Origin of the sequence: Arthrobacter sp. NQ7, from assembly GCF_029581595.2 — a bacterium.
In the GTDB taxonomy this organism is placed as follows: domain Bacteria; phylum Actinomycetota; class Actinomycetes; order Actinomycetales; family Micrococcaceae; genus Arthrobacter; species Arthrobacter phenanthrenivorans_B.
Genome location: NZ_JARFXU020000021.1, coordinates 55,200 through 79,829, shown reverse-complemented (window position 1 = coordinate 79,829; position 24,630 = coordinate 55,200). Strand labels below are relative to the sequence as shown.

Genomic DNA, 24,630 nt, shown 5'->3' with positions numbered 1-24,630 from the left:
TTCAGAGCCTCTCGAGCTTGGTGTCGTTGGGGACTTTATAGTACGTGGACACGTTGGTGGTGGCCTGGTTCTCGGTGGAGACCTTGACCTCGCCCGCCTTGACGTCGAACCCTGCCTCGTTGGTTGCCGTCACCACGGAGTTCACCTGGATGGTGGCCGAGCCGGCCTCGTACAGCCTGGCCGCATCGCGGGCGGCGCCGGCCTCATTGCCCAGGGCGATGTTGCGCAGGTAGCTGTCGATGACCGGGCGGTTTCCCGCGGAGTAGTCCACGTCGATCTTGACCGTGCCCTGGGTGCCTGCGGTCACGGTGGAGTCGAACTTGGCGGCCTCCGTTTTCACGCCGGAGGTAACGCCCTGGGCCACGGTGCCGTCCATCGAGACGGACACCGAGTCGATGTTGTTGCCCTTGTCCAGGTTGACCTGCAGGCCGCCCTTGCCGGAGGCTTCGAAGACCCGGCCGTCCAGGTTGAGCTTGCCCTGGGCGGAGACCTCGCCGCTGGCGGTGGAGGTGCCATCGGTGAGGTTCCGTTCGTAGGCAAGGTCGAGCTTGGCACTGCCGGATGCCGTCCCGGACTCCCCCGACGCGTCCAGCGAGAAGGTGCCCTTGGCCTTGTCCGTCTGCCCCGAGGAGCCATTGTCCTTGGCCGCCTCGTTGATCGTGTCCAGGATGTACCCGGGCGGGTTGCCGGCCACGTCCTTGATGTCGCCGATGCTGTCCGGCGGAAGGTCGCGGTACATCTGTTCGCGGGCGGCCATGGCCTCTTCCACACTGTCGAACGTGTATTCCCGGGAGACCTCGCCGGTGAGGGTGGCCCCCGCGGTTCCGGTGGTGTCGTTGACGCCCAGGCCCATGTTTCCGTAGACCTTCATGGTGGCCGATCCGTCGGCGTTCTCCACCACCTCGGTGCCCACCTCGGCGCCGCCGTGGACCCACGCAACACGTGCCTCGATGGAAGCCTTGCCGGTCTCGGAGTAGACCGGGATGTCCGCCCGCGCCAGTTCCTGCAGGTGCTGCTTGGCCAGCTGCTGGGCCGAGGCGGGAATGCCGCCGTCCATCCGCATGAGGTCCTCGGCGAACGGGCCGTCGCTGCCTTCACCCTGGATCAGGTAGGCCCGGTCGGCGGCGGACAGGCCGGCCCACCACTTCGCCTGTTCTTCCGGGCCGGCGTTGAGCATCCGGTCCAGCCCGGCTTCAAGTTCCTTCCGGTGTTCGGCTGCCGCCCTGGCGGCCTCGGCCTTTTCCTTGAGCCATTCCCTGGCCTGGGCAGCCAGGGAGGTGATCCGGTCCCAGGTGCTGCCGCCGGAGCCGGTCCCCGCGGTGGACGCCTTTTCCTGCTCGTCGGCGTGCTTCATCAGGATTTTGGAGTTCTCCCGGAGGCTGGCCACCACTTTGTCCAGGCTGGGGCGGTGGCTGGCGCTCCACTCCTGCCGGAAACGTTCTCCGTCCCGGCCCTTCCAGGGCGCGGACTGGATCTGGCTATGCAGGGACCCGGCGCGGCTGCTCAGCAGCGACGCGGCCTGGTCAGCCGCCTTGGCCAGTGCCCGCAACTGGCTGATGTCGGCGCCGTAAAAAGTCATGGTTTCCCCCAGGAAAAGAGTGCGGCAGGTGTAATCGCTGGTCCTTATGGTTACACAGGCGGCCGGACCCGGCGATGGGGATACCTCCCCATCGCCGGGCCTGTCTGGCCTGCCCGGCCGCTGCAGATCCGGTCCACCGGCAACGGTACGGCCGCCGGCCTGCCAACTGTTCCCCGGCCCGGCGGCGTGGGACGATTGCCTTGTAAGAAGGGCACGCACAGCAGCGCACCACCGCGCCCGGCCAAAGGAAAGACGATCAAAGAAGAACTGAAACAGGTCGTTGACAAGGCCGAGGACGTCACGAATTCACGCGTCCTTGAGGTCCTGGCCCGGTCCGGGTTCGCGGTCAGCGGCATCCTGCATCTCCTGGTGGGCGCCATCGCCATCCGCCTTGCCATGGGCGGCACCGGCCACGCCGACTTCAGCGGGGCTGTTGCCGAGCTTGCCACCATGGCGATCGGGCCGTTCCTGCTGTGGGGAAGCTTCGCGGCCTGCACCGCCCTGTCGCTGTGGCAGGCGGGTGACGCGATCTTCGACTTCAACCACCAGCGCACCAAAACCAAAGTCAAGAACAAAGCGAAGGCGGCCCTGCAGGCAATCGTCTATGCCGTCCTCGCCCTGACCCTGTGGCACTTCGCGATGGGCACGGGCACCGGTGATGACAACCGAAAGGCCACCAGTGACTTCACCGTCTCGATGATGGCGGCGCCGGGCGGTGTGGCGCTGCTGGTCGTGATCGGCCTGGCGGTGGCTGTCACGGGCGTGGCCTACGGCATGCGGGGACCGCGGAAAAGCTTCGAGAAGCAGTTGCGGATGCCGGCTGCCGGTGCGGCCAGGACGGCCGTGGTGTCCCTGGGCGTGGCCGGCTACCTGGCCAAGGGCCTGGTGCTGCTGCTGACCGGACTGCTGATCGTGATCGCCACCCTCAAGGAGCATCCGGAGGACTCCACCGGGCTGGACGGGGGACTGCGGGCGCTCCGGGACCAGCCCATGGGCCCCTATCTGCTGGCCGCGGTGGGGGCCGGCCTGGTCTGCTACGGCGCCTACATGATCATGCGCGCCCGGCTGGCCAAAATGACCAAGTAGCCGCCTGCGGCGTGGTTAGGTGGGGGCATGCCCCAGGTACACGCCGAACGCCACATCCGCATCGATCCGGAGACTGCCTTCGCGTTGTCGCAGACCACCGGGACGTTCCGGCTCAAGTGGGATCCCTTTATTTCCGCCCAGGGCTTCCTTGACGGGGCCACGGCGCCGGGCAAGGGGGTCCGCACCCGCACCAGGTCACGGCTGGGCCTGTCCATGGTGAGCCAGTACGTCTCCTACGCGCCGCCCCGCAACGTGGGGATGACCATGGTGGCCGGCCCGTGGTTCTTCACGAATTTTGGCGGCGGCTGGCGGTTTACCGCGCACGACGGCGGCACCCGGGCAGTGTGGAAGTACACCTTCTCCTGCCGCCCGGCCCTGCTGCGGCCCATCATGGAATGGATCGGCCGCAGGGTGCTCGGTTACGAGATCGAACGGCGGATCGAGGCCTTCGCACTCGCGTGCGAGGACGAGTCCCTGGTGGCCGAGGTCAGGGCCCTGAGCCCGGAGGAAGGCCCTTAGGGAACGGTGATCACCGCCACCGGACGCTGGGCGCCGTCGCGCAGTTCCACGCTGGAAATGCTGCCCAACTGGATGGGGGTGGCCCCGGTGACCTTGACCTTGCCGCTGGGGGTGGCCGTCCAGGCGCAGGCCCGGTCTTCGCCGCCGGCCCGGTCGCGGACCCACAGCGAGAGCGTCCCGTCCGCCGGCAGGCTGCTGCCGCTCACCGCAAGCTCGGTTCCCCAGGTCTTCCGGGCCATGTCGATGTTCACCTGCAGTCCTCCCCCGGATGCCACAGAGTAGGTGGCGTCCGGCTGCGGCGGCCTGGCCAGCAGCGGCCCCACCGCCAGGCCTACCGCCAGGCACGCCGCGGCGACGGCGCCTGCCAGCGCTGCCCACCGCCGTCGCAACGTCCGGCGCCGGCGGGCCAGTTCATCGAAGAGCCGCGCCGGGACAGCGGTGCCGGCGTCCGCGCTGCCGCCGGGGACGGAGGTGAGCGCCACGGCGTCAGGAACGGGGAGGGCATCCAGGAGCATGGGCACCTTCTCCATCAGGGCCAGTTCCTTGCGGCAGGCCGCACAGTCCCGGAGGTGGGCCTCGAAGGCGGCGGCGTCGGCGGGATCCAGGCCGCCCAGGACGTAGGCGCCCAGCAGGTGGTGCAAGGTGGCGTTCACCGTTCCACCCCCATCTCGTCCAGGATGGTCCGCAGTGCCCGGAGGGCGTAAAAGGCGCGTGATTTGACCGTACCGCTGGGGATGTTGAGCTGGACCGCGGCCTCGTTCACGGTGAACCGGCGGTAGTGCAGGGCAACCAGCACGTCACGGTGCTCCTTGCTCAGCCGCAGCAGGGCCTCCTCCATCAGGACCCGGTTGAGCAGTTCGTCAACGCGGCCCATGACCTCCACGGGGTCGGTGGGGGTGCCTTCCAGCGCCTCGGGCGGACGGCGCGTGCTCCGGCGGTAGTTGTCGATCATGATGTTCCTGGCTGTGCGGTACAGGTAGCTGCGGAAGCTGCCGTTGATGTCCGGAGCGTGCTGCCAGACGCGGAGCACGGTCTCCTGGACCACGTCCTCCGCGAGCTGCGGATCCCGGGTGGCACTGAGCACGAAACGGCGCAGGGCGCTGCCGTGTTCACGGTAGATCGCCTCCACCACCTTCTCATCGAGCGGCATCCCACTCCCTCCCGGCTGTTACCACGTCCGGACGCGGCAAACGGTTCAATCACGCAGGTGCACCGCAGCGGCCGGATGCTCCTGTGAACCATTCTTCACCCGGCAGCGTCGTAGCAGTCAGCACCGCGTGATCCGGCGCGGGCGCCCGCTGGCAGGAACCAGCCGAACAGTATCCAGCCAAAGGAGCACATCATGAAACACCATGTCGGACCGGGCCTTGCCATCCTGGTCCTGGCGGCAGCCCTCACCGGCTGCGGCAACAGCACCGGCACAACGCCCGCGGCCAGCAGCCCGGCAGCGGGTGCCACCAGCAGTGCCTCCGGCACCGCTTCGCCGGACGCATCCTCAGCCAGCCCCTCCGGTGCGTCCGCGTCATCGATGCAGGCCGGCGCCGCCGTCGACCTCAAAACGGCGACCTCGGCGGCAGGCACCATCGTGGTGGACGCGAAGGGCATGAGCCTCTACTTCTTCACCAAGGACACCAAGGATTCCGGCACCAGTGCCTGCATGGGATCCTGCCTGGTCCAGTGGCCGCCGCTGACCACCACGTCCGCTTCACCCGCGGCGGAGGGCGTGTCCGGCACCCTGGGCACCATCAACACCCCTGACGGCAAGAAGCAGGTGACGTTGAACGGCCTGCCCCTCTACTACTTCGCCAAGGACACCAAGCCGGGCGACATCCTGGGGCAGGGCGTTGGCGGCGTCTGGTACCTGGCCGACCCGTCGGGCGCGATGATCAAGTCAGCAGGCGCTGCCTACTAGCCGGGCTTACCTGAGGGGCACGTCCGGAACACTGCCGGGAAGCGGAACTTCCGTGGGTACCGGGACGGGCAGTTTGGGCTCCTGCTCCAGTCCCTTCCCGATCTCCCCCGGGATGTCCGCCGGCAGTGACGGCTGGGCAGGAACATCCGCCGGTTTCCGGGCGGCCGCACCGTTGCCGGGGGCGGTGCCGGCCGGCGCGGGAACGTTCGACGGCGCCACGGCAGCGGGTGCCGGCGCGGTGGCGGTTGCGGCGGGGGCGGCGTCCGTGCTGGTGGCAGCAGGGTGCGCGGGCGCCGCCGGCTGGGGTGCAGGCTGTCCCGGCGTGCTGCCGCCGTTCAAGGGATGTCCGCTGGAACCGGTGACGAAGGCGGTGACTGCGTGATTCAGCTGCGTGAAGGAGTCGCGGATGCCCTGGTCCGAGGCGGCCGCCACGGCACCACCCGCGGCGAGCGATGCGGCCACCGACAAAGTGGTGAGCGTAATGCGGCGCTTGGCCCTGCGGCGGGCAGCGAGTTCATCCACCGGCCGGGCGGCGGGAAGGGCGGAAGTTGCCGTGTCCCCGGCGGCCGGAAGCACGGTGGTGGCCGGGCCGGCGGTTGATGCGCCTGCCATCAGTGCGGCGATATCGGCGGAAGGCTCAGGGGCGTCAGCAGCCAGGGAACGCAGGTCAAGCAGGGCGTCGCGCAGCTGGCCGTCGTCGTCCATCCCTGCCTCCAGCAGGAGCAGGTCAACTGCTGGGTCGTGGCGGGATGCTCCCGTGTCACTCATGGTTTGCCTGGTTTCTTTTGAGTGTTTGTGCCTTGAGGTTTTGCAGGGCCCGGCGCTGGAGCTGCTTGATGGCTCCGGCGCTCTTGCCCATGATGGCGGCCACCTGGTCGATGGACAGGTCCGCCACCACGCGCAGGGCCAGGACTTCCTGGTGTTCCCCGCTGAGCCCTTCCAGCATGGCTGCGGCTCCGCCGGTCAGTTCCGCGGCCTGGTCCTCGGCGGACGGAGTGGTCCGGCCATCGTGCTGGGGATCGTACGCGGTCAGCTGCGGCCTGCGCTCCAGCCGGCGGTAGTGGTCCACCATGCGGGCGTGGGCGATGGAGAAGATCAGCGACTTGGCGCCCTGCAGACCGCCTGTCAGGGTACCGATCTTTGGGTAGAAGGCCATGAAGACGTCCTGGGTGACCGCTTCGGGGTCATCGAGGCCACGTGCCTTGAGGTACCCCTGCACCGGGCCCGCGAAGGTTCGATAGGCAGCAGCGAACAACGCCGCCGGATCGGTTCCGGCTGCGTTCTCGAATATGTCGATCTCTTCTTGGGCCAAAGTGTCCAGCACCAGCGGCTCCTCCATCCCGGGATCCGGCGTACGCCATTGCCCGGTTTCCGGTACGGACTGTTCAAGTCCCCGTGGTCGTTCGGCTGCCTCTTTGGGGATGGTCAGGGGTGCTGGTCACAGTGCACCCCGCAGGCCTGCCCGGACTGCGGCGGCAGCCACAGCCGCAGTCCAGACTAGCCAACTTGCCTAGCGGACCGAAACGGACGGTGCGTCCACGGCGTTGCCGCCCACAGCCGGAACCGCGGGAACGGCAGGAACAGCGTTGTCGCCGTCGACACCCGGGACAGCCGGAACTGCGGGCACGGCGGGAGCGGACGGGACCTGGGGCTTTTCGACCTCAACGGACGCCGAACCCTTGGCTTCAGCGGCAGCCTTGGCTGCGGCATCGGCCTTGGCCACGACGTCGGTGCAGTAGCCGTCGATGTTGCCCTCACCGTGGGCAGCGATGGACAGCGAGGAGAACGCCTTCGAGGAAGCGTCCAGGCCACCGTGGGTGTAGGCGGTGCAGAGGCCCAGTGCCGCGGGGCCGGCGGCGTCAACCGCGGTGTCCGCTGCGGCCGACGCGGTGGCTCCGGCGGCGACCTTGCCGTCAGATGCAGCGGCGGTACCTGAAGCGGCTGCAGTGGCGTCGGCAGTGGTACCGGCCTTCTCCAGGGCGTCGCTGACCGCTGCGGTGGCGGTGGGGGCCGGGGTGGCCTGGGCATCGCCTGCTGCTTCGGCTGCCAGCTTGGGGGCCGGTGCGCCGAACACGTCGTGGGCGGCCTGCTGGGCCTGGGTGGGAAGGACGCCCGAGACGGCGGCAGCGCCGGTTCCCCCGACTGCCAGGGTTCCTGCGGCCAGGACTCCGGCGGCAACCTTGCTGGTGGCGAGAACAGTGAACACAGACATAGAACTTCTCCAAACCTAGACAACAACATCAGAGTGGGCCCGCCGGGCGGACCCATCACGGACTACATCGCCTGCGGTTGCGGAAAGGTTACGGACGTCCCGGGAATTCTTTTCCTGCCCCCAAAGGCCCGGCGCCGGGAAGCCAAGAGGCGGCTGCGAAAAGCGGAAGCCAAAGGCCGCGGGAAGGTGCGCAGGCAGCCACCCGCTTCAGCGCCTGCACCACTTTCCCGCGGCCTGGTCATGCCGCCGGGACTAGACCTCTGCCAGGTCCGCGTCCTCGAACTCCACGGCTGCCACGATCTCCTGGCTTTCCGGGTTGATCATGAAGGCTTCGTCGTCCTCTTCGACCATCAGGAAGTCACCCTGGTCCGTGCTGAAGTGCCATGCGAGCGTCTTCACACCGTGGTGCAGATAGTTCGGGTCGCCCATGGTGATGCGGACCAGCGTGTGGCCGGCGGTGCTGCACAGCTCGCGGATCACCACTTCGAAGTCCGGAGCGTCCTCAAGGGCCTCGGCGTCGGCCTGCGCCTGGCGTTCGTCGAGGTCCGGAATACCGGCGGCAAGGCGCTGGATGTACGGGCCCACTTCCTCGTCGTCGAGGACCAGCAGGTCGGCCTGCCCCCGCAACCACGCGGCGTTGAGCGCCGTGATGTTTTCGCGCTCCAGCAGCTCTTCGAACTCGCCGTCGAGCTCTTCCATCCGGACGACGGCGTCGGGCGTGTCCACCGTGTCGTCCACCGCACCGTCCAGGTAGTGTTCTGCATCTTCCGCGGACAGGCCGTCGAAGGATGCGGCGGAGCGGTTGAACAGGTCCAGGTGCTCCGCAGCACCCATCGCGGCCATGCCCTCCCGGATCAGCGTGTCCGTCGCGGTCCGGTCCATCGTCATGAAGGCGTACTGCGCGAAGCCGCCCTCCAGCGCCTGGGCAAGGTAGAAGTCGACGTAGTAGCTGCGGACCGCAACGGGTGACATCTCATCGGCATGCAGCAGGGCCGTGTGCATTGCGTCCACTATTCCGACGTTGGCCTGCACCGCCTCCTCATCGCTCGCTTCGATGCTGCTGGTGGTCAGGACAATGGGCTGGCGGGTGGTGATCATGGCATTCCTTAGTACTGGAGGGGTGCTGCTGCGGACGCTTTCACGCTATGGCCGCCCGGCCACCGGGGCGGGGAGCAGGAAATGAACGTCAAGCGAAGTTTTCCCGGCCGCCGGAGTTCCTGCGCTGAACGTTCCCGGTGCCCCGGTGGGAAGGTGCCCGGCGTGGGCCTGCCGCCGGGCGAACTAAGATGGATCAGATAACCACCCACCGGACCCGGCCCCGCCGTGGCCTGCCGAAAGTAGTGCGCCCCATGCCATCCCAACCGGACGAAAGTGCGGACCTGGCAATACAGACACCCGCCATCAACGACCGCTCCCTGGCGGCCGGGCTGGCGTATGCCATGGCGGGCAGGGTGTCCGGCATATCGTTCGACGGCGGCACGGGGCTCATGCTGGGGAAGGTCAGGGGCGGTGCGGAGGTTCCCTACTCCACCACGGCCAAGCTGGTCCGCAAAGGGGGCGGCTGGAGCTGCACCGTGGGCGTGTGCAGCTGCCCGGTCCGGAAGGACTGCAAGCATGTTGCGGCGCTGCTGTTCGCCGCCGAGGACAGCCCCTCCGTCCGGATGCAGCTGCTGGCGCCGTCCACCTCCACCCAGGTGTCCCGCGCACCCGCGGCGGCCCTCTCCGACTGGGAGCAGGCCCTGAGCCCGCTGATCTCGCAGCCCGGTGCCGCCGCCTCCGCCGGCGGGATCCCGCTGGCCCTGCAGTTCGAGATCGAAGAGCCGCCCCCGCACTTCTCCTACACCGGCCGCCGGGACCCTGTCCGCGGAGTGCGGCAGCTCAAGGTCCGGCCCGTCATTATGGGTGCCAAAGGCAAGTGGATCCGCGGCGACGTTTCCTGGAACACCCTGAGCTACCTGGACTTCCGCCGGGAATCCAACCAGGCGCACGTCGAATGGCTGCAGGAGTTCCTGGCCGGCCATTCCTCCTCCGCCAGCCGGATGCACAACTCTGCGGGCCTGTGGCTGAGCCTGAACTCGTACGCCGGGAAGAACATGTGGAGCCTGCTCGCCGATGCCCGGAAGATCGGGCTCGCCCTGGTCCACTCGCGCGGCACCGAACCGGTCCGGTTCGCGGAGGCCCCTGCCGCCGTCGCGCTTTCCCTGAGCCGTTACGGCACACCGGTGGAGGACCCCGCCGCGCCGGTCGCGGGCGCGGGCAGCGCCGGGGAGTCCGACGGCGGGCTGGAGCTTGCACCCACCATCACCGTTGAGGGGGAAGAGGTTGATCCGGCGTCGGTAGGCACGATCGGCCGGCCCGCGCACGGCCTCTTCTTCACCTCCGGCGAAGCGTCACTGCCGGGCGTCCCGGACCCCAACGGCACCGTTACCCTGGCACCGCTGGAGAACGGCCTGAGCCAGGAGCTGCTGGCGTTTGTCACGGCCGGCAGCACCCTGCACATCCCGGCCAGGGATGAGTCGCGGTTCCTCACCGGCTTCTACCCCAAACTCAAGCAGACAGCGCGGGTCACGGCGCGGGACGAGTCCGTGGAACTTCCCGAACTTGCCCTCCCCACCCTGTCCCTGTTGGCCAATTACGGCGCGGACCACCGGGTGCGGCTGCACTGGGAGTGGCACTACAAGACCGGAAAGCTGGTCACGGCCCAGCCGCTGTGGCGCCACCCGGGCGACCACGGCTACCGTGACGACACCGCGGAGGCCCGCATCCTGGAGGGCGTCGGCCGGCCGTGGGACGTGGTGCCGGCCCTGGGTGAGTCCGCGACCGGCGGCTGGGGCACTCCCCGGCTGGCGGCCTCCACCGAGCTGACAGGCCTGGACACGCTCGCCTTCACCGAGGAAGTGCTGCCCCGGCTGCGGGAGGCCCCGGACGTGGACGTGGAGACCGTGGGCGACATCGCCGACTACCGCGAAGCCGAGGAAGCCCCGGTGGTGTCCATCTCCACCAAGGCCACCGAGCAGCGGGACTGGTTCGACCTGGGCATCCAGATTTCGCTGGAAGGCCAGCCGGTTTCCTTCGCCGCCGTGTTCTCCGCCCTCGCTGCCGGCCAGACCAGGATGCTGCTGCCCAGCGGCGCCTACTTCTCCCTCGACCTGCCGGAACTGCACCAGCTGCGGGCCCTGATCGAGGAAGCCCGGTCGCTGCAGGACAACAAGGACGCACCGCTGCAGATCAGCCGGTTCCAGGCGGGGCTCTGGGACGAGCTGGCCCAGCTGGGGATCGTGGACGAACAGGCTGCGGCCTGGCGCTCCGCCGTGGGCGGACTGCTGGAGGGCGGCACCGACGGCCTGCCGTTCCCCGCCTCGCTCAATGCCGAACTGCGCCCGTACCAGCTGGAGGGCTACAACTGGCTCAGCTTCCTCTACAAGCACGGGCTCGGCGGCATCCTCGCCGACGACATGGGCCTGGGCAAGACCGTCCAGGCACTGGCCCTGATGTGCGCGGCGAAGGAACTGGCGGTTGCGGCCGCTGCCGCGTTGGAGCAGGGCGGTCCGACCGACGGCGGAGCTGCCGCCGGCCCTGCGGTCAACGGCGCCGGCCCTGCGGTTGGCAGCAGTGGCCAGCCGGCCGCCGTCGCGCCTTTCCTGGTGGTGGCGCCAACCAGCGTGGTGGGCAACTTGGCCCTCGAAGCCGCCCGGTTTGCGCCCGGGCTCACGGTGCGGACGGTGGGTGAGACGTTCGCCAAGAGTGGCCAGGACGTGGCGGACGCCCTGGGCGGGGCAGATATCGTCATCACCTCCTACGCCCTGTTCCGGATCGACTACGAGTCCTACGCCTCCCGCACCTGGGCCGGGCTGGTGCTGGATGAGGCGCAGTTCGTGAAGAACCACCAGTCCAAGGCATACCAGTGCGCCCGCAAGCTGCCGGCCGGGTTCAAGCTGGCCATCACGGGCACTCCGCTGGAGAACAACCTGATGGAGTTCTGGGCGCTGACCTCGATCGTGGCGCCGGGCCTGTTCGCCAGCCCCAAGCGCTTCGCCGAGTATTACCAGAAGCCGGTGGAGAAGAACGGCGACAAGGGGCAGCTGGAGAAGCTCCGGCGTCGGGTCCGTCCGCTGATGATGCGGCGCACCAAGGACCAGGTGATCAAGGACCTGCCGCCCAAGCAGGAACAGATCCTGGAAGTGGTGCTGAACCCCCGGCACCAGAAGGTATACCAGACGCACCTGCAACGGGAGCGGCAAAAGATCCTGGGACTGATCGAGGACGTGAACAAGAACCGGTTCACCATCTTCCAGTCCCTGACCCTGCTGCGGCAGCTCAGCCTGGACGTGTCCCTGGTGGACCCTTCCTTGTCCGCGGTGCGGTCCTCCAAGCTGGACGTCCTCTTCGAACAGCTCGAAGACCTGGTGGCCGAGGGGCACCGGGCACTGATCTTCAGCCAGTTCACCGGCTTCCTGGGCAAGGTGCGGGAGCGGCTGGACGAGGAGGAGATCGAGTACTGCTACCTCGACGGCGGCACCCGGAACCGTGCCGACGTGGTCAGCGAATTCAAGAACGGCAGCGCGCCGGTGTTCCTGATCTCGCTGAAGGCCGGCGGTTTCGGGCTCAACCTCACCGAGGCCGACTACGTGTTCCTGCTGGACCCCTGGTGGAACCCGGCCTCCGAGGCGCAGGCCGTGGACCGGACGCACCGGATCGGCCAGGCACGGAACGTCATGGTGTACCGGCTGGTGGCCAAGGACACGATCGAGGAGAAGGTCATGGCGCTGAAGACCCGCAAGTCGCAGCTGTTCGCGGACGTGATGGAGGGCGACGCCCTGGCCGGCGGGGCGATCACCGCGGAGGACCTGGCAGGTCTGTTCAAGGAGTAGCGCGCGGATTCGATGCGGACGCGCATGCTCGGTTTCGACGCGCAGGTTCATTATCGACGCGCATGTTCCCTGACGCGGCCCGGATACCCGCAGCGCCAGGGCATACGCGCAGCGTGGCTGTGTTTGCGCGTCGAGGACCGCACCTTATGCTGGAGTCCAACGCAAACTTACAACGTTGGAGAACTCTGTGTCGCAGCAGCAGGCAACCCGGCAGACCCTTGTCCCGGCAGCACCGCACCTCCGCCCGGACGCCTTCACCGTGCCCTACCGCGACCCCGTATGGGACGGTCCCACGGACCCTGTCCTGGTGGCGGACCACACGAGGGGTGAGTGGGTGCTCTTCTACACCCAGCGCCGCGCCGCCGCGCCCGGGCTGACAGGGGTCGAATGGGTGCACGGGACCAGCATCGGGGTCGCGAGGTCGTCCGACGGCGGCACCACCTGGCGCTACCAGGGCACGGCAGAGGGACTCATCCCGCCGGGAACGGAACTGCCAGCAACCCTGTGGGCGCCCGACGTCGTCCGTATTGGCGACCGCTGGATCATGTACCTGACCGTCCTCGGCGGCCGGCGGACCGATTGGACCGGGACAGCGCACATCGTCCAGTTCGCAAGCCGGGACCTGGAGAACTGGGAATTCCTGGGAGGCATCGACCTCGACTCGCCCCGGGTGATCGACGCCGCCGTGGCCCGGTGCGGGGACGGGCGGTTCCGGCTCTGGTACAAGGACGAGTCCCGCGGCTCGAACACCTACAGCGCCGTGACGGACACCCCGGCGGACCCGGCCTCGTGGGTCCGTGAGGGCGTCGCGATCCCTGGCCGGCCGCACGAAGGGCCCAAGGTCTTCCGGCTGGGCGGCTGGTACTGGATGATCGTCGACGAGTGGCGCGGGCAGGCGGTCTACCGCTCCCCCGACGCAACCGGAAACTGGGTCCGGCAGGAGCACCGTGGCGGGCTGGTCCTCACGGCGCCGGAAGCGTGGGACGGACGCGCCGTCGTCGGACGCCACGCGGACGTGGTGCCCCTTCCCGACGCGGCCGGGCAACCGGCGGGTGAAACGTCCGACGGCGGCACGCAGCTTGCGCTGCTGGTGTACTTTACGCACCCGTACTGGGGCGGCGACGACATTGGCACCATGGCGCCGGACCCGCGCACCCGGCTGAGCCATGTCCGGGCGGCGGTGCTGGAAGTGCATGACGGGACTCTGCTCTGCACCGAACACTAAGCGGCGCTGAAAAACCGGACGCCAACGACGGGGACACGGCGAAGGGCCAAACCCTGGAACTATAAGCCGGCTGCTGCCGGCACCGGTCCAAGGTTTGGCCCTGACTCGTGCACTGGGGCGCGCGCGCTCACGCGGAATGGTGCACCGGGCGCCGCCCCCAGCAGGCGGGCGCCCGGCAGCTTGTGCTGGATACTGCGGGACTAGACGCGCTGCGGCGAGCCCAGCTCCACCGGATCCTCGTCCGTCAGGTAGGCCAGTTCGGAGTGCGCTGCGAGGTCGATGCCGCGCATCTCGTCCTCCGGCTTGATGCGGAGGCCGCCCATGGCCTTGTCCAGGACCTTGGCGAGGACCCAGGTGACGCCGAAGGAGTAGACCAGCACCGTCACGGTGGCCAGGGCCTGTACGCCCAGGAGTTCGAAACCGCCGCCGTAGAACAGGCCGCTGACCGCGTTGGGTGCGGCGTCCGTGGCGAAGAGGCCGATCAGCAGGGTGCCCAGGATGCCGCCCACGAGGTGGACGCCGACGACGTCGAGCGAGTCATCGAAGCCGAGCCGGAACTTCAGCTCGATGGCCAGGGAGCAGACGGCTCCGGCGATCGCGCCGATGGCCACGGCTCCCAGCGGGCTGACGGCGCCACAGGCCGGGGTGATGGCGACCAGCGCGGAGATCAGGCCGGACGCGGCGCCCATGCTGGTGGCTGCGCCGTGGCGGACCCGCTCCACGAGCGCCCAGGCGAGCAGGCCGGCGGAGGCGGCGACGGCGGTGTTGAGGAAGACGACCGACGCCGACTGGCCGGCGGAGAGTGCCGAACCGGCGTTGAAGCCGAACCAGCCCACCCACAACAGCCCTGCGCCCACCAGCACCAGCGGCCGGCTGTGCGGCTTGGTGTGTTCCATCTTGGGCCAGCCGGAGCTCTTGCCCAGGACGAGTGCGAGGGCCAGGGCAGCGGCGCCGGCATTCATGTGCACTGCGGTGCCGCCGGCGAAGTCGATGGCTTTGATGCCGTTGGCGATCCAGCCGCCCACCGTGCTGCCGTCCGCCGAGTCGAAGGCGAAGACCCAGTGCGCGATGGGGAAGTAGACGATGGTGGCCCAAATGCCCGCGAACAGCATCCAGGCGCCGAACTTCATCCGGCCGGCGGCAGCACCCGCGACCAGCGCCGTGGTCACACAGGCGAAGAACAGCTGGAACGCGGCAAACAGGATGATCGGGATGGAGGCCGAGTCATCCTTGGCCATCATCTGGCCCATGCCGGGGAACTCGGTGACGTCACCGATCAGCCCCAGGCCGCCCACCGAGTTGCCGAAGGCCATTGAATAGCCGAACAGTGCCCACAGGACGGCCACCAGGCTGGCGCCGCCGAAGCACATCATCATCATGTTCAGGATGCGGCGCGAACCCACCATGCCCCCGTAAAACAAGGCCAGGGCGGGAATCATCATGCAGACCAGCGCCGAGCTGGCCAAAATCCAAGCGACATTTCCCGAATCCATGGGAAACCCCTTTCGTGATGCGAAGAGAGAACGGTGAGTTGCCGTCAGAGCCGCTCATGGAGGGACGTGGACGGAGGGGCCACGTTCAGCGGAGGGGCGGCTGTTGCCGTCTGTTTCCAACTGTATGGCGGCTATTTTTAGGTAGGTTTCGGCTGTGTTAAATGGTGGTTTCAGTCATCCACACGCGAGTTTCAGGCGTCCCGCCGCTCGCAGGAGTTACTGGCCCGTCACGCCAGGCACGCTTTCAGGGAGTGGACGACGGCGGGAGGCCGGGTCTTCGCGGCGCACGCATCAAGGTGGGTCGAAAGCATGCCCGGCGTGACGCCGTCGGCGGCTGCCCGATATCGCCGGGCCGAAGCGGCGGCTAGGCTGAAAACCACGGAGCAGAAGGTTTCCCCGGCCGGTACCCGCCACCGTCCGAACCCCGGGACGAAAGGACGCATCCCTTTGAACAAGCAGCAACCCATCGCCCGGCAGGCACCCACGCCCGGAGAACCCACAGCGCCGGAACTGCGGGTCGGCGTGGTCGGCATCGGCTGGGCCGGCCAGCAGCACCTGAAGGCCTACCACGGCCTCGAGGGCGTCAGCATTGTGTCCCTGGCCGGAATGGAACAGGAGCTCCGCGACTCCCTGCAGGCCGGCTACTCCATTCCCAACGCCTTCGCCGACTGGAAGGACATGCTGGAGCACGGCGGCCTGGACGCCGTCAGCGTGGCTGTGCCCACGTTCCTGCACGCGCCCATCGCCATCGCCGCATTGGAACGGGGCATCCACGTCCTCAGCGAAAAGCCCATCGCTCGCAACGCCGCCGAGGGCCAGGCCATGGTGGATGCCGCCCGGAAAGCGGGCCGGGTCCTGGATGTGGCCTTCAACCACCGCCGCCGCGGCGACATCAAGGCCCTCAAGGAAGTTATTGACCACGGCGGACTGGGCCGGCCCTACTACGCCAAGGCATCCTGGCTCCGCCGCTCCGGCATCCCCACGCTGGGCAGCTGGTTCACCAATCCGGAGCTTGCCGGCGGCGGGCCGCTGGCAGACATCGGCGTCCACGTGCTCGACTTCGCCCTGCACCTCCTCGGCGAACCGAAGGTGGTGGCCGTCTCGGCAGCCACCCATTCCGAGCTCGGCCCGCGCGGCAGGGGCGGCGGAAGCCGGTTCTCCGCCCAGGCCTCCAGCCACGCCTTTGAAGTGGAGGACTTCGCCTCGGCATTCCTGAGGCTGGAGGGCGGTGCCACGCTGCTGGTCGAGGCGAGCTGGGCGGCTTACCGGGAAACGGACGACCAGCTGGACTTCACGGTGTACGGAACCGACGGCGGTGCCGAACTCAGGGTGCACGGCGCCCCTTTCCCGCCGGTGGGAAAGCTCCGGGTGTTTACCGACAGGGACGGCGAGTCCGCGGACTACCTGCCCCCTGTCCTGCCGGGCCGCGCCCACGACGCCGTGGTGGAGGATTTCGTCACCGCAGTCCGTGGCGGGGAGCAGGTCTGGGCCAAACATGATGGGTCCTTGGCCCTCTACCGTGCACAGATTATCGACGCGTGCTACCAGTCCGCGCTTGAGCAGAGGGAGGTCCGGCTCTGATGAACGGCAAACTGAAGATCCTGGTGTGGAACGAGGGCGTCCACGAGGCGAACAACCGGCCGCCGCATATCGGTGAGATCTACCCGGACGGCATCCACGGCGCCATCGCCGCGGGCCTTCGGTCCCATTGCCCCGACGCGGAGATTACGACGGCGGTCCTGGCCACGGACGATGAACACGGCCTGGCCGAGGAGGTGCTCGCGGAGACGGACGTCCTGCTGTGGTGGGGCCATGTGGCGCATGCCGAGGTAAGCGACGCCGTCGTCGAGCGCGTCCACCGGCACGTGCTGGGCGGGATGGGACTCATCGTGCTCCATTCCGGGCACTTCTCGAAGATCTTCACCAAACTCCTGGGCACCAGCTGCTCGCTGGCATGGCGGAACGACGGCGAGCGCGAACTGGTGTGGACGGTCAAGCCGTCCCACCCCATCGCCGAGGGCGTGGACAGCCCCATCGTCATCCCGGAACAGGAAATGTACGGGGAACTGTTCGACATCCCCGACCCGGACGACCTGATCTTCATCAGCTCCTTCGCCGGCGGCGAGGTGTTCCGCTCCGGCGTCACCTTCACCCGCGGCAAGGGACGCATCTTCTACTTCAGCCCGGGCGACCAGGAATACCCGGTGTACCACCACCCGCAGGTCCAGCGGGTCCTGGCCAACGGCGTGAAGTGGGCGGCGCAGCCGGACCTGGACCGTTCGGCACCCACCGTGACCAACCCCGCACGGGAGTGGTTCCAGGAGTAAAAGCGTCATTGACATCGGCTGCGGGCAAGAGCAGATTGAGATCGTCGCACACGAGGTCCGGCAGGTTCTGGACGGGCACATCCCGCCCTGCCGGGCCATCTCCCGGCGCCGCCCAGCCCGCCGGATGAACTGAACAACCACTCCTTACCGGGAGCCAGCAATGCCTGCAGTAACGGTCACGAACCTTGAATCCAAATCCTTCAACGACCCCGACGAGAAGCGCCGCCCGCCCAAGACAGAGGTGGACGTCATCAACATTGGCGGCGCCACCCTGGGCCGGTTCACCTTCGAACCGGGCTGGCGATGGTCCGAAACTGTCAAAACCGTCGTCCATACCGACAGCTGCCAGAACAACCACCTCGGCTTCTGCACCGCCGGAACCCTTACCGTCCAACTGAACGACGGAACCCGGAAGACCATCCACGCGGGGGACGCCTACTCCATCCCGGCGGGGCACGATGCGTGGGTGGAAAACGATGAGACGTTCGTTGGCTATGAAGTCATGAGTGCCGCCGAATACGCCAAGCCCGCCTGACCACACTGAAGCCGGCACACGGACAGTAGCCGGCAGCAGCCGCACCCACAGCAAAGGGAGGCCCCCGGACCTCCCTTTCCTGCTGCCCGGGCCCTACGGTGGAGAAAATACAACGATCGGAGAGCAATGAGAGTCACCGTCATCGGCGGCAGCGGCCACATCGGTTCGTTCCTGGTCCCCCGGCTGGTCCGCGCCGGCCACGAGGTCACCACCATCAGCCGCGGCACCAGCAGGCCCTACATCGACGCACCAGAATGGCAGCAGGTGCACCAGGTCAGCGCCGACCGGGAGCGGGAGGACCGTGACGGGACATTCGGGGACCGGGTGGCCGCACTGAAGCCGGACGCCGTGGTGGACCTGGTCTGCTTCACGCTGGAATCGGCTGCCTCCCTGGTGCAGCGGCTGCGCGGCGAGGTGGGACACCTGCTGCATTGCGGCTCCATCTGGCGGTACGGCCAAAGCCTGAAGCTGCCCATCCGCGAGGGGTCCGGCTCTGCCGCCGCTCCCTTTGGCGACTACGGCATCGAAAAGAACCGGATCGCGGTGATGCTGCAGGAGGAAACGGCCCGCGGCGGCCTGGCCACCACGTCGCTGCACCCAGGCCACATCGTGGGGCCGGGATGGCATCCCATCGGTCCGCTGGGAAACCTGGACCCCGTTGTCTGGCACCAGATCTCAGCCGGCCGGCCCCTCCGGGTTCCCGGCAGCGGCGCCGAGCTGATGCATCACGTCCACGCCGACGACGTCGCCCAGGCGTTCGAGCTGGCCATCTCCCGGCGGGAGGCCGCCGCCGGGGAGGACTTCAACATTGTGGCCCCCACGGCACTGACCGTGCGCGGCTACGCGGACATCGCCTCCGCCTGGTTCGGGCACGCCGCCGTGCTGGAAACGGTCAGCTGGGAACGCTTCCGCGAAGACACGTCGAAGGAGTACGCAGAGTCGAGCTGGGGACACCTGTACCGCAGCCAATGCTTCAGCATCGGGAAGGCCGCATCGGTGCTGGGCTACACCCCGCGCTACGAGCCCGAGCAGGCCATCTACGAATCCATCCAGTGGCTCGTTGACCATGGGCAACTGCACGTCGCCCGCCCCCTGGGCGTCCCGGCCGGCTGAAGCAGCGTGCAGCGGGCTACGCGGGGAGCCGTCGAAGCCGCGCCACCAGCGTGGCAGCCAGCAGCGCCGTCCCCAGTTCCAGCGCGATGACCAGCAGCAGCCCGGCAGCGTCCGCATGGGCAGCGGACGACGGCGGCCCGCCGGCGTGGGAGTGTCCCGCACCGCGGGAGCCCAGCAGCAGGAACGCGTGCAGGCCGGCCATCGCGGCGGCGGCACCTGCCACCTGATGCAGCGCCCCCACCCTGCTGTACCGCCAGATATGGACGGCACACGGGAGGCAGACGGCGGCTGGTACCACCATCAGGACTGCGAACCAGGCGTCGTGGTGGCCGGATGCGGCCAGCCACAGGTGGGCGACGCAGCACAGGGCGGTGACCACGGCCACCAGCCGCGGATGCAGGACAGGAGCCTTGGCACGGCGCCGCCCTGCCGCCGTCGCGCTCCCTGCGGTGGCGGGGGCGAGGCTAGTGGCAGCCACCGCTGCCGCCCTCGGTGTGGCAGGAGGATTCCTGCTTGTTGGGGTTGGCGGGAACGTCCAGGACGGGGCTCCGGTCGAAGAAGCCCTCGGGGCGGAGCTTGAAGCCCACGGTGTCCACGGGCATGATGGGCCAGTCTTCCACCCGCGGGAAGTGCGTCAGCCCAAAGGTGTGCCACACCACGAGGTCCTGGCCGTTGATGTCACGGTCCTGTGCCATGTACGCGGGCAGGCCAGCGCCGCCGGAATGCTGGTTCACGAAGTCGCCGGTGGGGTACTTCTCGTCCTCTGCAAACCGGGTGACCCAGAGATCCCTGGTGGCGAAGGCGGCCCGTTGGGCGATGGAGGAATCCGGATCCGCCAGAAGCGTGGGCTGGTTCATGGAGTGCAGCTTGTAGCCCACGGGCTCGCCCAGCCGGTTGCGTGATTCCGGGTTGGAGATGATCCAGGTCCTGCCCGCGTGGGCGTCGGCTTCCCGGACGGCTTCCGATTCCCGGGCCAGCAGGGTGCGCTTGCGGGAGAAGGCGTTGCCTCGTTCATTGCCGGGCCCCATTGCCTGCCGGACTACGTCCTCTTCCTCCACCCGGTTCGTGAACCCGTCGATGGCCATGTCCAGCCGGGCGCTGAAAAGGTGCTGGTGGAAGGGCGCGCCCAGGCCCGGGGCGAGCTGGGAGATGTTGTCCGAGCCGCCCTCGGGGAACGCCGACGTGAAGACGACGCCGGTGGCCTTGGCTTCGAACTCGATGGTGCCGTCAAGGTAGAGGTACCAGTAGAAGCCGTAGTCGTAGTTGCCGATGGTGGTGAAGAAGGAGATCACCAGGCGGCGGTTGCGGCGGGTGTAGGTGACGCCGCTCCACAGATCGGAGTGCTTGGAGAGGATGCTCCAGTCCTCCTCGTGCATGCAGATGCCGTTGCGGATCTCCCGCGGGTTCCCGAACGCGTCGCTGATGACGGGGCTGAGGTAGGTGATCTCGCCCAGGCAGTCGCAGCCGAGTTCCAGGGAGTTGGCGTACTGGCCCACAAGGTATTCGCCGGTGTCGAAGTAGTTCTGCCAGGACCGGATGGGCGACGGGTCGCCGTAGGGCACCACCATTTCGGCAATCGATGCCCGGTTGATGATGGGCCGCTTCCGGCCGCCGTCCTGGAAGGCCAGGTTGTGCAGGACCACCCCTTCGCGGACATCGAACCCCACGTCCACGCTCCACTTTTCCCACTCCACGTGGTTGCCGCCCGTGACGGTGAAGCTGGGCCCCTCGGGCTGGGTGATGCTGATGGGCTTCTGGGTAGTGCGGAGCGGGCCGGTCAGTTCGGGATCGGTGTAGTTGCCGTGCTCGGCCGGGATGGGCATGGCGCCGAGGTCGATCACCTGGGTGACTTCCTTGCTGACCACATCCACATAGGCCACCAGGCCGTCCACCGGATGTGCCCACGCACTGTCCTCCGGGAAGTCCTGGACGAACGCGAGCCCGCGCAGGATGCGGCGTCCCCTCTCCTCCGTGTACTCGAAGACGCCCGCCGACAGCGGGGCAACACGGACCTTTTCGACGGCGAGTCCCCGGTCGGCGAGCGCCTTGAGCCACCGTTCGTCGGTGGCCAGGAGCGACTCCACCACTTCGAACTCCTCCTCCAGGACCGGCAGTTCGCCGCTGACGGCGGTGTCGAGTTCGACGGCGGACAGCACCTTTCCCTGCGTTGTGGAGACGGTGATGTCGCGTGGAGCGGCGCCGGAGACGTCGTGGATGAAGACACGGAACCGGCGCTCCGCCTCCTCCGGCTGCGTGCCGCGCGCCGGATCAAGCAACCCCAGGTAGGCGATGCGGTGCTGCGCGCCCAAGTGCCCTTCCGACTGGAGGATGGAGCGGACAGCCAGGATTTCCTGCGCCGATGCCAGGCAGAAGGCAGATGCAGTGCGGGTTGGTGCAAGAGTCATGGGAGAACCTTTGTCCGGGCCGTTGCCGGCCACTGGGAGTTTATTTTCTATAGTTGTAGAGAATAAAGGTCCGTAACATGGCTCACAAGAGCCTGAGCAAAAATATTTCCGGGGAGACGCCGCGGTGCCCAAGATAGTTGACCATGACGAGCGCCGCCTGGAACTCGTGGATGCCACCTGGCGGATCATCGCCCGCCAGGGCCTGGAGAGTGCCACCATGCGTGAAATCGCCATGGAGGCCGGCTTTGCCAACGGTGCCCTGAAGCCCTACTTCCCCACGAAGGACACGCTGCTCGAATTCGCCTTCAGCCACGTCTTCAACCGGACCAACCAGCGGATCGCCAAGGTCACGGCCGGAAAGTCCGGACTGGCCGCGCTGCGCGCCTTCTGCCTGGAAGTCCTCCCCCTGGATGAGGAGCGCGTCAACGAGGCGCGCATCGTCATTCCGTTCTGGCAAAAGGCAGTCAACGATCCCCAGAAGGCCAAAATCCACCAGCAGTCCATGGCGGAATGGATATCGGCAATCCGCCGCTATCTCTCGGAGGCGCGGGACAGTGGGGCCATCGGGGCCCGTGTCGACGACGGCATCCTGGCCGGCCAACTTCTCAACATGCTGCTCGGCGCGCAGATCGAGGCCGCACTGGCGCCGGAGGGCAAGGCCCGGTTCGGGCATGAAGCGCAGCTGGAGGGCTATCTGACCCTGCTGGAAAAAAATCCCGGCGGGAAATGAGCGCCAAACTCGAAAGTATGCTTACTATTGACTGGTCAGGTTCTGGCGAATGCCGGAGCGAGCACGAACTGTAAGGAGCATCTCCATGGGTTTGGATGACAAGATCGGCAACGCAGCAGAGAAGCTCGGCGGCAAGGGCAAGGAAGCTGCCGGAAACGCCACAGGCGATGAAAGCCTGAAGGCTGAAGGCCAGACGGACCAGGCAAAGTCGGACCTCAAGCAGGCCGGCGAGCACGTCAAGGATGCCTTCAAGAAGGATTAATTGGCGCTTGCAATAATGGGTGCAGCTCCTGCGGGAGTTGCACCCATTGCTGGTTTAAGGGGAATTCCAGCGTCAGGAGAGTCCGGGCCCGGCGCTGCCGCCCTGCGGGTTGTCCCTGAGGTCGCGCAGTTCCTGCAGCAGCCTCAGCTGCTCGGCATTAATGTTCATGAGCATTTCGATCTGCGCGGCCGCGCGGACATCCGTCTCGTAGTCATGCTGGGCCATGGCTGAGGCGATGGCATCCTGTCGCTTCGCCGCAATGAGCAGGATCGCACCCTGGAGGCCGGCCAGCATGGACAGGAAAAGGTTCAGCAGGATGTAGGGGTAGGGATCCCAGGCCCGGCTGGCCAGGACGAACGAGTTCACCGCCGCCCACAGCCCCATGGAACCCACGAAAATGCCCACAAACGGCCAGCTGCCCATGCCGTTCCGCAGGGTATCCGCCGCCCGGTCACCTGCGCTGAGGCCTTCTTTGTGCCGCCGGTGCCAGTTCATTCTCATCTCCGCCATGGCCCCAGAATATGTCCTGGCTCCACAGCGGAGGCGGCTAATGGATGAGTCCGGATACCAGGTTGATGGTGGTGGCCAGCACGATGGCGCCGAGGAGGTAGGACAGGAGCGCCTGCCGCAGGACCGTGGAACGGATCGCCCTGGTTTTCAGGTCGGTGTCCGAGACCTGGAACGTCATGCCCACCGTGAACGCCAGATAGGCAAAGTCCGCATAGCTGGGCGGCTCATCCTCATTGAAGTCGACACCGGTACCGCCCTGGTAATAGATGGCGGCATACCGCAGGGTGAAGAGCGTGTGCACCAGGAACCAGGACAGGGCGATACTGCCCAGCGCCATGGCAACGGTCGCATCCTTGGTCAGGCCCTGGGCACTGGAGGCATCCAGCAGGATCAGTCCCACCCCGGCAAAGCTGGCCACGGTGGCCGTAAGGACCAGGGCGTCGGAGAACACACGGCCCGGGTCCTCCCTCCGGGCATGGGCAGCCGTGGCGGCCGGACCAAGGCGGCCGATGACGCTCCACACCCAGACCAGGTAAGTGGCCGAGGAAGCAGCCCAGCCAGCGGCGGGGGCATACTGCCAGCTGCCCAGCAATCCCACACCCAGCGCCGCCAGGAGTCCGACGGCGAGCATCACCAGCACCCGAAGGCGGGAGTGGTGCGCCCGGGAGTTGTAGTTGCGGTGCTGTTCAGCCGTGGCCGGGACGCGATTCATGGCCTGATCATGGCATGGGAGCCTTGGGGCAGGCTGGCAAAGCAAGAACTTTATTTTCGCCAACTGTTGAAAATAAGTTCCGGTGCCGTTAATCTGGGTGGACTGTGTCCCACGACACAACCGGGGGAACCGCCATGCTGCAGCCCGTCGCAAGGAACCTCAATGCCAGCACCAGCTTCAACCGGGGCGATGTCCCGGGAAACCAGCCAGCATCTCACCTCGAGCGTTGCCGCGTCGTTCGACCACTGGAAGCACCTGGTGGCGGAGTCTTTTGTGCCCCTTACCGCCAGGACCGATGACGTGGACGGATTCCAGGGACAGATGCGGTCCCGGGTGCTGGACCGGATGTCGATCGTGGAAGTCACAGCCACATCGCACGAGGTGCACCGCACGCCGGCATTGATTGCCCAGGCCCATGAGCGCTACTTCAAGTTGAACCTGCAGCTGGAAGGAACCGGCCTGCTGATCCAGGACAACCGGGAAGCCGTGCTCCAGCCCGGCGACCTGGCCATCTATGACACCAACCGGCCGTACACGCTCGCCTTCGAGGACCAGACCCGGATCATGGTGCTCATGTTCCCCTGCGATGCCCTGTCCCTGCCGGCGGACTACGTGGGCCAGCTTGCGGCGGTCAGGATGGGCGGCGGCGGCCTCAGCGGCATCGTGGGCCAGTTCATCCGGGAACTCTCGGCGAACCTGGATGTCCTGAACGGTCCCAGCGGCTCCCGGCTCGCCACGAACGCACTGGACCTGGTGTCCACCATGCTGCATGCGGAAATGGACATCTCCCCCGACCGGATGAAGCCGCAGGCACTGCTGGCCGTGTGCATCCGCGAGTACATCGAGGCCAACCTGTCCGACCCCCTGCTGTCCCCGGCGGGCATCGCAGCGGCACACTTCATTTCCACCCGGCACCTGCATAACGTCTTCCACGAGAGCGGCACCACCGTTGCAAGCTTCATCCGGAGCCAGCGGCTGGAGGGCGCCCGCCGGGACCTGCGGGATCCCCTGCACGCCGGCAAGTCCGTGGGCGCGGTAGCGGCCACCTGGGGATTCCTGGACGCGGCCCACTTCAGCCGGACCTTCCGCGACGCCTTCGGAGTCCCCCCCACCCAGTGGCGCCGCGGCTGACCCGGGGC

The 24,630-nt window shown here is 67.6% G+C and carries 24 protein-coding genes; 12 read left to right on the top strand and 12 right to left on the bottom strand.

All coding sequences use genetic code 11. From position 1 onward, the window contains the following. Nucleotide 1 precedes the first annotated feature (1 nt). A complete protein-coding gene (locus PUN71_RS18400; RefSeq protein ID WP_277799557.1) occupies nucleotides 2-1,579 on the bottom strand; it encodes a fimbrial protein in 1,578 nt (525 codons plus the stop codon). Between the two features lie 267 nt (nucleotides 1,580-1,846). Between PUN71_RS18400 and PUN71_RS18395 the strand changes: the two genes are divergently transcribed. Together PUN71_RS18395 and PUN71_RS18390 are read left to right on the top strand one after the other, a co-directional pair. Beyond that, entirely contained in the window at nucleotides 1,847-2,665 is an 819-nt protein-coding gene (locus tag PUN71_RS18395; RefSeq protein ID WP_082007143.1) for a DUF1206 domain-containing protein, read from the top strand. Between the two features lie 27 nt (nucleotides 2,666-2,692). Then, nucleotides 2,693-3,184: an SRPBCC family protein gene (locus tag PUN71_RS18390; protein ID WP_277799556.1), complete on the top strand. Its 492-nt coding sequence runs from the start codon at nucleotides 2,693-2,695 to the stop codon at nucleotides 3,182-3,184. Here PUN71_RS18390 and PUN71_RS18385 read toward each other — a convergent pair. Continuing rightward, on the bottom strand, nucleotides 3,181-3,837 hold the full coding sequence (locus PUN71_RS18385; protein WP_277799555.1) for an anti-sigma factor family protein: 657 nt from the start codon (nucleotides 3,835-3,837) through the stop codon (nucleotides 3,181-3,183). The genes PUN71_RS18390 and PUN71_RS18385 overlap by 4 nt on opposite strands. Continuing rightward, the gene (locus PUN71_RS18380; protein ID WP_043455797.1) at nucleotides 3,834-4,334 is read right to left on the bottom strand and encodes a sigma-70 family RNA polymerase sigma factor; all 501 of its coding nucleotides are present in this window, start codon (nucleotides 4,332-4,334) and stop codon (nucleotides 3,834-3,836) included. Before PUN71_RS18380 ends, PUN71_RS18385 begins: the two co-directional genes overlap by 4 nt. A 192-nt stretch (nucleotides 4,335-4,526) precedes the next feature. Between PUN71_RS18380 and PUN71_RS18375 the strand changes: the two genes are divergently transcribed. Next, a complete protein-coding gene (locus tag PUN71_RS18375; RefSeq protein WP_277799554.1) occupies nucleotides 4,527-5,096 on the top strand; it encodes a COG4315 family predicted lipoprotein in 570 nt (189 codons plus the stop codon). 6 nt (nucleotides 5,097-5,102) lie between these two features. Here the strand turns inward: PUN71_RS18375 and PUN71_RS18370 are convergent, their stop codons facing one another. From PUN71_RS18370 to PUN71_RS18355, 4 genes are all read right to left on the bottom strand, one after another. Continuing rightward, nucleotides 5,103-5,864 (bottom strand): hypothetical protein, encoded by a 762-nt coding sequence (locus PUN71_RS18370; protein WP_277799553.1) that lies wholly within the window; start codon nucleotides 5,862-5,864, stop codon nucleotides 5,103-5,105. Next, nucleotides 5,857-6,435: an RNA polymerase sigma factor gene (locus PUN71_RS18365; protein ID WP_043455805.1), complete on the bottom strand. Its 579-nt coding sequence runs from the start codon at nucleotides 6,433-6,435 to the stop codon at nucleotides 5,857-5,859. The genes PUN71_RS18370 and PUN71_RS18365 overlap by 8 nt, the downstream gene beginning before the upstream one ends. 171 nt (nucleotides 6,436-6,606) lie before the next feature. After that, complete coding sequence (locus PUN71_RS18360) at nucleotides 6,607-7,308, bottom strand: protein tyrosine phosphatase (RefSeq protein WP_277799552.1); 702 nt, start codon at nucleotides 7,306-7,308, stop codon at nucleotides 6,607-6,609. A 252-nt stretch (nucleotides 7,309-7,560) separates the two neighbouring features. Continuing rightward, the gene (locus PUN71_RS18355) at nucleotides 7,561-8,406 is read right to left on the bottom strand and encodes a DMP19 family protein (protein ID WP_277799551.1); all 846 of its coding nucleotides are present in this window, start codon (nucleotides 8,404-8,406) and stop codon (nucleotides 7,561-7,563) included. Between the two features lie 251 nt (nucleotides 8,407-8,657). On the opposite strand from PUN71_RS18355, the gene PUN71_RS18350 reads away from it, so the two are divergent. Together PUN71_RS18350 and PUN71_RS18345 are read left to right on the top strand one after the other, a co-directional pair. Continuing rightward, nucleotides 8,658-12,179: a DEAD/DEAH box helicase gene (locus PUN71_RS18350; protein ID WP_277799550.1), complete on the top strand. Its 3,522-nt coding sequence runs from the start codon at nucleotides 8,658-8,660 to the stop codon at nucleotides 12,177-12,179. 187 nt (nucleotides 12,180-12,366) lie between these two features. Next, on the top strand, nucleotides 12,367-13,404 hold the full coding sequence (locus PUN71_RS18345; protein WP_277799549.1) for a family 43 glycosylhydrolase: 1,038 nt from the start codon (nucleotides 12,367-12,369) through the stop codon (nucleotides 13,402-13,404). Between the two features lie 200 nt (nucleotides 13,405-13,604). Here PUN71_RS18345 and PUN71_RS18340 read toward each other — a convergent pair whose 3' ends face one another. Further along, complete coding sequence (locus PUN71_RS18340) at nucleotides 13,605-14,897, bottom strand: ammonium transporter (protein ID WP_277799548.1); 1,293 nt, start codon at nucleotides 14,895-14,897, stop codon at nucleotides 13,605-13,607. A gap of 447 nt (nucleotides 14,898-15,344) precedes the next feature. Here PUN71_RS18340 and PUN71_RS18335 point away from each other — a divergent pair, with 447 nt between their 5' ends. From PUN71_RS18335 to PUN71_RS18320, 4 genes are all read left to right on the top strand, one after another. Beyond that, on the top strand, nucleotides 15,345-16,478 hold the full coding sequence (locus tag PUN71_RS18335; RefSeq protein ID WP_502861022.1) for a Gfo/Idh/MocA family protein: 1,134 nt from the start codon (nucleotides 15,345-15,347) through the stop codon (nucleotides 16,476-16,478). Continuing rightward, nucleotides 16,478-17,224, top strand: coding sequence for a ThuA domain-containing protein (locus PUN71_RS18330; protein WP_277799547.1), 747 nt, complete (start codon nucleotides 16,478-16,480; stop codon nucleotides 17,222-17,224). The genes PUN71_RS18335 and PUN71_RS18330 overlap by 1 nt, the downstream gene beginning before the upstream one ends. Before the next feature lie 160 nt (nucleotides 17,225-17,384). Then, nucleotides 17,385-17,759: a cupin domain-containing protein gene (locus PUN71_RS18325; protein WP_043455824.1), complete on the top strand. Its 375-nt coding sequence runs from the start codon at nucleotides 17,385-17,387 to the stop codon at nucleotides 17,757-17,759. A 126-nt stretch (nucleotides 17,760-17,885) separates the two neighbouring features. Continuing rightward, the gene (locus tag PUN71_RS18320) at nucleotides 17,886-18,872 is read left to right on the top strand and encodes an NAD-dependent epimerase/dehydratase family protein (RefSeq protein ID WP_277799546.1); all 987 of its coding nucleotides are present in this window, start codon (nucleotides 17,886-17,888) and stop codon (nucleotides 18,870-18,872) included. A gap of 16 nt (nucleotides 18,873-18,888) precedes the next feature. On the opposite strand, the gene PUN71_RS18315 is transcribed toward PUN71_RS18320, so the two are convergent. Continuing rightward, entirely contained in the window at nucleotides 18,889-19,350 is a 462-nt protein-coding gene (locus tag PUN71_RS18315; RefSeq protein ID WP_277799545.1) for a hypothetical protein, read from the bottom strand. After that, nucleotides 19,337-21,277, bottom strand: coding sequence for a primary-amine oxidase (locus PUN71_RS18310; protein ID WP_277799544.1), 1,941 nt, complete (start codon nucleotides 21,275-21,277; stop codon nucleotides 19,337-19,339). Before PUN71_RS18310 ends, PUN71_RS18315 begins: the two co-directional genes overlap by 14 nt. 124 nt (nucleotides 21,278-21,401) lie before the next feature. Between PUN71_RS18310 and PUN71_RS18305 the strand changes: the two genes are divergently transcribed. Both PUN71_RS18305 and PUN71_RS18300 read left to right on the top strand, forming a co-directional pair. After that, complete coding sequence (locus PUN71_RS18305) at nucleotides 21,402-22,007, top strand: TetR/AcrR family transcriptional regulator (protein WP_277799543.1); 606 nt, start codon at nucleotides 21,402-21,404, stop codon at nucleotides 22,005-22,007. Between the two features lie 85 nt (nucleotides 22,008-22,092). Further along, a complete protein-coding gene (locus tag PUN71_RS18300; RefSeq protein ID WP_018770044.1) occupies nucleotides 22,093-22,269 on the top strand; it encodes a CsbD family protein in 177 nt (58 codons plus the stop codon). A gap of 72 nt (nucleotides 22,270-22,341) precedes the next feature. Here PUN71_RS18300 and PUN71_RS18295 read toward each other — a convergent pair whose 3' ends face one another. Then, nucleotides 22,342-22,779 (bottom strand): DUF1003 domain-containing protein, encoded by a 438-nt coding sequence (locus tag PUN71_RS18295; protein ID WP_043455835.1) that lies wholly within the window; start codon nucleotides 22,777-22,779, stop codon nucleotides 22,342-22,344. A gap of 37 nt (nucleotides 22,780-22,816) precedes the next feature. Then, complete coding sequence (locus tag PUN71_RS18290) at nucleotides 22,817-23,491, bottom strand: DUF1345 domain-containing protein (RefSeq protein ID WP_043455837.1); 675 nt, start codon at nucleotides 23,489-23,491, stop codon at nucleotides 22,817-22,819. 162 nt (nucleotides 23,492-23,653) lie between these two features. Between PUN71_RS18290 and PUN71_RS18285 the strand changes: the two genes are divergently transcribed. Beyond that, a complete protein-coding gene (locus PUN71_RS18285) occupies nucleotides 23,654-24,622 on the top strand; it encodes an AraC-like ligand-binding domain-containing protein (RefSeq protein ID WP_277799542.1) in 969 nt (322 codons plus the stop codon). Nucleotides 24,623-24,630 lie beyond the last annotated feature (8 nt).